The sequence below is a fragment of the Agrococcus citreus genome, from assembly GCF_039527715.1.
Classification (GTDB): domain Bacteria; phylum Actinomycetota; class Actinomycetes; order Actinomycetales; family Microbacteriaceae; genus Agrococcus; species Agrococcus citreus.
On the sequence record NZ_BAAAKK010000002.1, the window covers coordinates 25000 to 32144 of the forward strand.

Genomic DNA, 7145 nt, shown 5'->3' on the forward strand with positions numbered 1-7145 from the left:
TCCGACGTCGGATGCTGTCGCAAGCATAGAACAGCGCGTTCAGATAGCGGCACGGGCCGGCTGCGCGCGGGCGGACAGATCACAGCCAGGGCGCGGGCGTCCGTGCAGGCGCGCCGAGTGCGCGATGGGCTGCGGCTCGGCGGTGATGAGGTCGCGGAAGCCCGGGCACTGCGCGAAGTCGCTGTGCTCGCACGACTGCAGATGCCGGATGACGGCGAGCGCGGCCTCGAGCTCGGCCTGCCGCTGCTCGAGCGCTGCGACCTGCTCGGCGAGCATCGCGTGCCGCTCCGCGGCGCTCGAGGTGCCGAGCACCGCGCGGATGGTTGCGAGCGACATGCCGGCATCCTGCCCGCGCAGGATCGTGCCGATGCGCATGCGCGCCGACTCGTCGTAGCGGCGCTTGCCGCCGACGCGCGTCGCGGGCGCGAGCACGCCCTCCGACTCCCAGTGCCGCAGCACGTGCGGTGCGAGCCCGAACTCGGCCGCGAGCTCGCCGATCGACAGCAGACTTGACCTCATGCTGACATGAAGTCACATGCTGGTGCGCATGGCAACTCCCAACCCCGATCTCCTCGACTCCATCGTCATCGGCGGCGGCCCCGCGGGCCTCCAGGCCGCCCTCACCCTCGCTCGCGTGCATCGCTCCGTCGCGCTCGTCGACGAGGGGCCGGGTCGCAACGCGACCGCGTCGCACATGCAGAACGTCGTCACGCGCGACGGCACGCCGCCGGCCGAGTTCCGCGCCATCGCCCGCGACGAGGTCGCCGCCTACGCGACCGTGCGGCTCGTCGACGGCCGCGTGGTGACGGCCGCGGCGCAACCGGATGGCGTGACCGTCGAGCTCGCCGACGGGCAGCGGCTCGAGGCGCGCTCGCTCGTGCTCGCGACCGGCGTCGCCGATCTGCCGCTGCCGCTGCCCGAGCTGCAGCGGCACTGGGGCGGGCAGGTCGCGCACTGCCCGTTCTGCCACGGTCACGAGCTCGGGGCGCGCGTGATCGTGCTCGGCGGCGAGCCGATGCGCGAGCACCCCGTGCGCATGATGGTCGGGGTGGCGCAGCACCTGACGTGGCTGACGGATGGCGTGCCGCAGGAGCGCGACGTCGCCGCGGCTCTCGAGCGGCTCGGCGTCGTCGTCGACGAGCGACGAGCGACGGGCGTCGTGGAGCGGGACGGCGCGCTCGTCGGCATCGCGCTCGAGGACGGGACGCAGCTCGCGTGCGACGGCGTGCTCGCCGGCGGCGCGTGGGTGCAGGCGTCGCCGCTGCCGGCGTCGCTCGGGTGCGCGATGCTGCCCGACGGCGCGATCGAGATCGACGAGGTGGGCGCGACGAGCGTCGCTCGCGTCTTCGCCGCCGGCGATGCGGCCCACCGCGCGACGGCGGGACCGGGGCACTCGGTGATCGCGAGCGCGGCCGCCGGACAGATGGCCGCGCTCGGGGTCGTGCGGCAGCTGATCGGCTAGGACCCTCGCCGCCGGCACGTCAGCCGGCGGCCAGCAGTCCGGCGACGCCGCTCGCGATCACCGCGGCGCCGCCCGCGAGCGAGAGCACCACGATGGTCGCGCGGGCGGCGCGCTCGGGCACGAGGTGCGCGATCCGGTGCGCGAGCAGCGTGCCGAGCGCGGCCGCCGCGGCTGCGCCGAGCCACGCCCACCACGGCCACTCGGGGAACCCCGAGGGCACGAGCAGCTGGCGCCCGGCGAGCGTCGCGAGGTTGAGCACGACCCAGAAGGGCTGCATCGTCGCCGCGAGCACGCGCGGGTCCCAGCGGCTCACGAGGGCGTAGACGCCGACGGGCGGTGCGCCCACGCCGACCGCCGCGTTGAGGCTGCCGATCGCGAAGCCCGAGGTGATGCGGGTCGTCGGCCCGTCGAGCGTGTGGCGCGTGCGCGTGAACGCGACCGACACCAGCAGGCCCGCGATCGCGACGACGCCGACCGCGATGCGCAGCGCATCCGTCGGCACGACTCGAGCGACGAGCAGCCCGACGACGCTCGCCGGGATGGCCGGCACGAGCAGCCACGTCAGGCGGCGCCAGTCGACGTCGAGCCAGACGCCCGGGAGCATGAGGATGCAGCCGATCGCCGAGAAGATGCAGTTGAGCGGCACCGCGGCGATCGGGCCTGCCACCATCACCGAGACCGGGCCCATCACGAGCCCGAAGCCGAGGCCGATGACGCGCTGGGCGACGGTCGCCACGAGGAGTGCCGCCGCGTAGAGCAGCAGCGTGACGGGATCGATCACGCGGTCGATGCCGCGGGGTGCAGCGTTGCAGCGCGATGCGCCGCCGCCACGCCCCTAGACCTCGACCGAGTCGCCCGGCTCGAGCCGGTGGTGCTCGCCACCGCCGTGCTGCACGGCGCCCTCGATGCGGGCGTGCGCCATGGCGAGCCCCATCGGCGAGAGCGGAGCGTCGTGCACGGCGAACGTGCCGCGCGGCTTGACCTCGGCGACGAAGTCCATCACGTCGCCGATCTTCAGCCACGGCGCGCCCGCGGGGGCCGCGAGCAGCGCGACCGGCACGTCGGGCGTCGTGTACGAGTCGCCCGGGTAGTAGAAGCGCTCGTTGACGAGCACCCCGAGGTTGTCGACGAGCGGGATGGAGCGGTGGATCTCGGCGTGCTTGCCGCCGAAGAACCGCAGCCGGAACGGGCCCGCGTTGACGCGCTCGCCGGCCTCGACGACCGTGACGTCGAAGCCCTCGGCGGCGGCGGCGACCCCGGCGGGCGCGAAGATCGGCACCGAGGGGCGAGCGGCGCGGAGCGCCTGGAGGTGCGCCTCGTCCCAATGGTCGGCGTGCTCGTGGGTGATGACGATCCCGACGAGGCCGCGGGCCTGGATGGGGCCGGTCTGGTTGCCCGGATCGATGACGAGCTGCTGCCCCTCCTCGTCGAGGACGATGCAGGCGTGCTCTCGCTTGGTCACTCGCATGCACTCCACGATAGGCGCTGATGGGCGGCGGCGCGCGAGTGGGCACGTCGGCCGCCGCGCGTATCCCCGAGTCCGTGTCCCTAGGCTGTGGCCCGTGCGCATCGTCGTCGCCTCGAACCCCACCGCCAGCCTCGGGCGCAACGGCGCGCTCGGCGCGATCGTCGCGGCGCGCGTCGCCGACCTCGGCCACGAGGTCGAGCACATCGCCGCCGCGAGCTATGCGGGCCAGCTCGAGCAGACGCGCTTCGCGATGATCCGAGCGGAAGCGTTGGTCGTGGTGGGCGGCGACGGCATGGTGCACCTCGGCGTCAACATCGTCGGCGGCACCTCGAAGCGGCTGCTCGTCATCCCCGCCGGCAGCGGGAACGACTTCGCGGCCGGTCTCGGCATCCGATCGACCCAGGCGGCGCTCGACGGGCTCGAGGCCATGCTCGCCGCCGTCCCCGACCGGGTCGACCTCATCCGCATCGAGCATCCCGACGGGGTCGCGATCGCAGCCGGGATCGTGTCGGTCGGCTTCGACGCCGACGTCAACGTGCGCTCGTTCCGGTTCACCCGGGTGCCCGCGCGCATCCGCTACCAGGCGTCGATCCTCGCGACCGTGCTGCGACCGCGGCACCGCACGTTCCGCGTGCGGCTCGACGGGGGAGCGGAGCGCTCGTGGCGCACGCTCGTCGCCGCGATCGCGAACAACCGCACGTTCGGCGGCGGCATCCCGGTGGCGCCGAGCGCGTCGCTGCGCGACGGCCGGCTGACGGCCGTGTTCGCCGACGAGCTGCGATACCCCGCGTTCATCGCGCTGCTGGCGCGCGTGTTCCGCGGCACGCACGTGCGCGATCGCCGCATCACCGTGACCGAGTGCGAGACCGCCGAGATCGCGAGCGACGAGACGGTCATCGTGTGCGCCGACGGCGAGATCGTCGGCCGGCTGCCCGTGCGCTGCAGCGTCATGCCGGGCGCGCTGCAGGTGCTGCGGCTGCCGTGAGCGAGGCGTCGGCGGCTCTGCGGTACCGATCTGCGGGTCGTGCTCGCCTATACCCGCCGATCCGTACCAGGCTCCGCGAGGCCGGGCACGGGCACAAGGCTCCGCTGCGGAACTGCGGGTCGCGAGGCTCTGCACCCGCAACTGCGTACGAGGATCGCGAGGGCGCGCTCGATTTTGCGCGGTGCTGGATCGTGTGGCACACTATCCAGGTTGCAATCGCGGCAAGCGAGCGCAGAAGGCCCCATCGTATAGCGGCCTAGTACGCCGCCCTCTCACGGCGGTAACGCGGGTTCGAATCCCGCTGGGGTCACAGTGAGACAGCGCCCCCGGTCATCGACCGGGGGCGCTTCGCTGTCTCAGCGGACGAGTGCCCGTGCGTCGCCTAGGTGCCCTCGGCGCCCCAGCGTCCGAGCGCCTCGATCGCGTCGTGCAGGGCGAGTCCGCGCTCGGTGAGCGCGTACGCCCGCGTGTTGTGCCGCAGCGGCAGGCGCGACAGCACGCCCGCGGCTTCCAGCTCGCGCAGCCGCGTCGCGAGCATGTTCGTCGGCACGCCGAGGTCGCGCTGCAGATCGCCGTAGCGCTGCGGCCCGTCGAGCAGTCGCTCGACGATGCGCAGCGCCCACCGCGCTCCGACGACGTCGAGAGCGGCGCCGAGGTCGCTCACGCCGCCGGGGCTGCGTCCGGCTTCATCCAGAACGGCGAGTAGTGGTAGCCGTCGGGGTCGTCGAACTGGCGCTGGTACATGAACGGATAGTCGTCCGTGTCGCCGATCCTCCCGCCGGCGGCGCCCGCGCGCTCGACGAGCTCGTCGACCGCCTCGCGGCTGCGGAGGTCGAACGAGACGGTGACCTTCGAGGGGGTGTCGGGTGCGCCGATCAGCTCCTCGACGCCGCCGATCGCCGCGTACATCTCGCGGCTGCCGAGCATGACGTACTGCTCGGGCGCGATCGCGAAGCACGACACGTTGTGGTCCGACATCTCGGCGTTGAGGCTCCAGCCGAGTGCGGTGTAGAAGGCGGTCGCGCGCTCGACGCTCTCGACCGGACACGTGATGAAGAGGCTCACACCGCCACACTTGCAAAATGCAAGTGTGGCGTCAAGCCCCGATCGCGAACGGCCCCCGGCATCGCGCCGAGGGCCGTGCGTCGAGGTCGTCAGGAGGCGGGCTTGAGCGCGCCGCGGAAGAATGCCGCGAGCTCATCGCGCGCCGTGAGCGGCAGCACCTGCGAGACGTAGTGGTCGGGCCGAACGACGACGATCGCGCCGTCGCGCGAGATGCCCCGCTCCTCGAAGATGTCGATGTCGGGGTGCTTCGCGTAGACGTTCTCGAGGTTCACGAGCTCGAACGGTCCGACGGTCGGCTTGAAGGCATCCGGCACGTCGTTCAGGTTCACGTCGTGGTGGCCCTGCTGGTAGATGACGCGCACGTCGAACAGCGAGCTCGAGTCGCGGCCCGCGGGCGTGTGCACCGCGATGGGCGACTCGGGGCCGGCGAGCCACTCGGCGAGCTCGCGCACGGCCGAGGCCTCGGCGGGCGCCGCGCGGTCGGCGAAGACGTAGATGCGGTAGCGCCCGTCGGCCGCGTGGAAGTGGCCGAGGTGGGCGGGGTTCGTGTCGCAGACCTTCACGACGCGCGCCGACTTGAAGCGCTTGCCGAGCGGGAAGCCGGTCGCGAGCTCCTGGTGGTCGGCGGTGCCGACGATCATCGACGGCTCGTACTCCGTCATGAACCCGGCCGGGAACTCGGCCGTTCGCGTGTAGAAGTCCGCGACCTCCTGCGGGCTGCCGAGCTCGGCGGCGGGCTTCGCCATCAGCGTCGACCACTCCTTGTCGAAGTCGATGAGGTTCTGCGCGACCACCTGGCGCTCGAGCGAGTAGGTGTCGAGCAGCGCCTCGGGCGCGCGGCCGTCGAGCACGTGTCCGAGCTTCCAGCCGATGTTCCAGCCGTCCTGCATCGAGACGTTCATGCCCTGGCCCGCCTTGGCGCTGTGCGTGTGGCACGCGTCGCCCGCGATGAAGACGCGCGGCGAGCGAGTGCCGCGCTCGTCGGCGGGCACGTCGTCGAAGCGGTCGGTGAGACGATGGCCGACCTCGTAGACGCTGCTCCACGCGACGTTCTTCACGTCGAGCGTGTACGGCGCGATGATCGCGTTCGCCTTGGCGATGATCTGGTCGATCGACGTCTTGCGCACGTTGCCGGCGTCGTCCTCCGGCACCTCGCCGAGGTCGACGTACATGCGGAAGAGGTAGCCGCCCTCGCGGGGGATGAGCAGGATGTTGCCGCCCGTGCTCGACTGGATCGCGCTCTTCGTGCGGATGTCGGGGAAGTCGGTGTTGGCGAGCACGTCCATGACGCCCCACGCGTGGTTGGCGGACTGGCCCGCGAGCGTGCAGCCGATCGCCGCGCGCACGCCGCTGCGGGCGCCGTCGGCACCGACGACGTACTTCGCGTGGATGACGCGCTCGACGTCCTTCTGGCTGCCCGAGGTGTGCGCGAGCGTCACGCGCACGGGGAAGTCGCCCTCCTGTGTCACCTCGAGCGCCTTGAACTCGTAGCCGTAGTCGGGCGTGAGGCGGCCCGGCGCGTTGTAGGCGGCCTCGGCGAAGTAGTCGAGCACGCGCGCCTGATTGACGATGAGGTGCGGGAACTCGCTCACGCCGGTCGGGTCGTCGGGCGGGCTCGCCGTCTTGATGATGCGCGAGGGGTCCTCGGGGTCGGGCGCCCAGAAGGCCATCTCGGTGAGGTGGTACGCCTCGGCAGTGATCCGCTCGGCGAAGCCGAAGGCCTGGAAGGTCTCGACGCTGCGCGCCTGGATGCCGTCGGCCTGGCCGATCGCGAGGCGCTCGGGGCGGCGCTCGATGATGCGCACGTTGACGTCGGGGAATTGCGCGAGCTGCGCGGCGGTGATCATGCCCGCGGGGCCGGTGCCCACGATGAGCACGTCCACTTCGTCGGGGAGGTCGGCCGGCCGGTCGAGGCCGACCCCAGCGGCGGGCTGCATGCGCGGGTCGGTGGACACGTATCCGTGGTGGTGGAACTGCACGGCAGCTGCCTCACTTCTCTGTGGGACGTCGGACGACATCGTCTCGTGATGTTCTCTATCTGAACACCAACTTCAATTACTGATTACGAGCATAGGGCGAGGGCGGATGCGCGACAAGCACCGGTCTAGAGGAACGGCCGCACAGCATCCGGACCCCGTCCACCTCCCCGGACCCGGTGCACCGGG

The 7145-nt window shown here is 72.1% G+C and carries 8 protein-coding genes and 1 tRNA gene; 3 read left to right on the forward strand and 6 right to left on the reverse strand.

All coding sequences use genetic code 11. The features are described from left to right. Positions 1-39: 39 nt before the first annotated feature. Positions 40-519, reverse strand: coding sequence for a helix-turn-helix domain-containing protein (locus tag ABD106_RS04865; RefSeq protein WP_343917951.1), 480 nt, complete (start codon positions 517-519; stop codon positions 40-42). Positions 520-547: 28 nt separating this feature from the next. Here ABD106_RS04865 and ABD106_RS04870 point away from each other — a divergent pair, with 28 nt between their 5' ends. Next, positions 548-1462, forward strand: a complete 915-nt coding sequence (locus tag ABD106_RS04870) for an NAD(P)/FAD-dependent oxidoreductase (RefSeq protein ID WP_343917953.1) — start codon at positions 548-550, stop codon at positions 1460-1462. Positions 1463-1481: 19 nt separating this feature from the next. Here ABD106_RS04870 and ABD106_RS04875 read toward each other — a convergent pair whose 3' ends face one another. Next, entirely contained in the window at positions 1482-2243 is a 762-nt protein-coding gene (locus ABD106_RS04875; protein ID WP_343917955.1) for a TSUP family transporter, read from the reverse strand. Positions 2244-2297: 54 nt separating this feature from the next. Next, positions 2298-2930, reverse strand: coding sequence for an MBL fold metallo-hydrolase (locus tag ABD106_RS04880; protein WP_343917957.1), 633 nt, complete (start codon positions 2928-2930; stop codon positions 2298-2300). A 94-nt stretch (positions 2931-3024) separates the two neighbouring features. On the opposite strand from ABD106_RS04880, the gene ABD106_RS04885 reads away from it, so the two are divergent. Next, complete coding sequence (locus tag ABD106_RS04885) at positions 3025-3915, forward strand: diacylglycerol/lipid kinase family protein (protein ID WP_343917959.1); 891 nt, start codon at positions 3025-3027, stop codon at positions 3913-3915. Positions 3916-4152: 237 nt separating this feature from the next. Then, positions 4153-4225, forward strand: a tRNA-Glu gene (locus tag ABD106_RS04890). Positions 4226-4297: 72 nt separating this feature from the next. Here ABD106_RS04890 and ABD106_RS04895 read toward each other — a convergent pair. The 3 genes from ABD106_RS04895 to ABD106_RS04905 all read right to left on the reverse strand — a co-directional run bounded on the left by ABD106_RS04895 (position 4298) and on the right by ABD106_RS04905 (position 6959). Next, a complete protein-coding gene (locus ABD106_RS04895; RefSeq protein WP_343917961.1) occupies positions 4298-4579 on the reverse strand; it encodes a winged helix-turn-helix transcriptional regulator in 282 nt (93 codons plus the stop codon). Further along, entirely contained in the window at positions 4576-4980 is a 405-nt protein-coding gene (locus ABD106_RS04900) for a VOC family protein (protein WP_343917963.1), read from the reverse strand. The genes ABD106_RS04895 and ABD106_RS04900 overlap by 4 nt, the downstream gene beginning before the upstream one ends. A gap of 89 nt (positions 4981-5069) precedes the next feature. Further along, positions 5070-6959 carry an FAD-binding monooxygenase gene (locus ABD106_RS04905; RefSeq protein ID WP_343917965.1) on the reverse strand — a complete coding sequence of 630 codons (1890 nt, stop codon included), beginning with the start codon at positions 6957-6959 and terminating at the stop codon, positions 5070-5072. Between the last annotated feature and the right edge of the window lie 186 nt (positions 6960-7145).

Bases quoted from the DNA above. Each gene is read 5' to 3' on its own strand.
- ABD106_RS04865 (WP_343917951.1), bottom strand. From the start codon at position 519: ATGAGGTCAAGTCTGCTGTCGATCGGCGAGCTCGCGGCCGAGTTCGGG.
- ABD106_RS04870 (WP_343917953.1), top strand. From the start codon at position 548: ATGGCAACTCCCAACCCCGATCTCCTCGACTCCATCGTCATCGGCGGC.
- ABD106_RS04880 (WP_343917957.1), bottom strand. From the start codon at position 2,930: ATGCGAGTGACCAAGCGAGAGCACGCCTGCATCGTCCTCGACGAGGAG.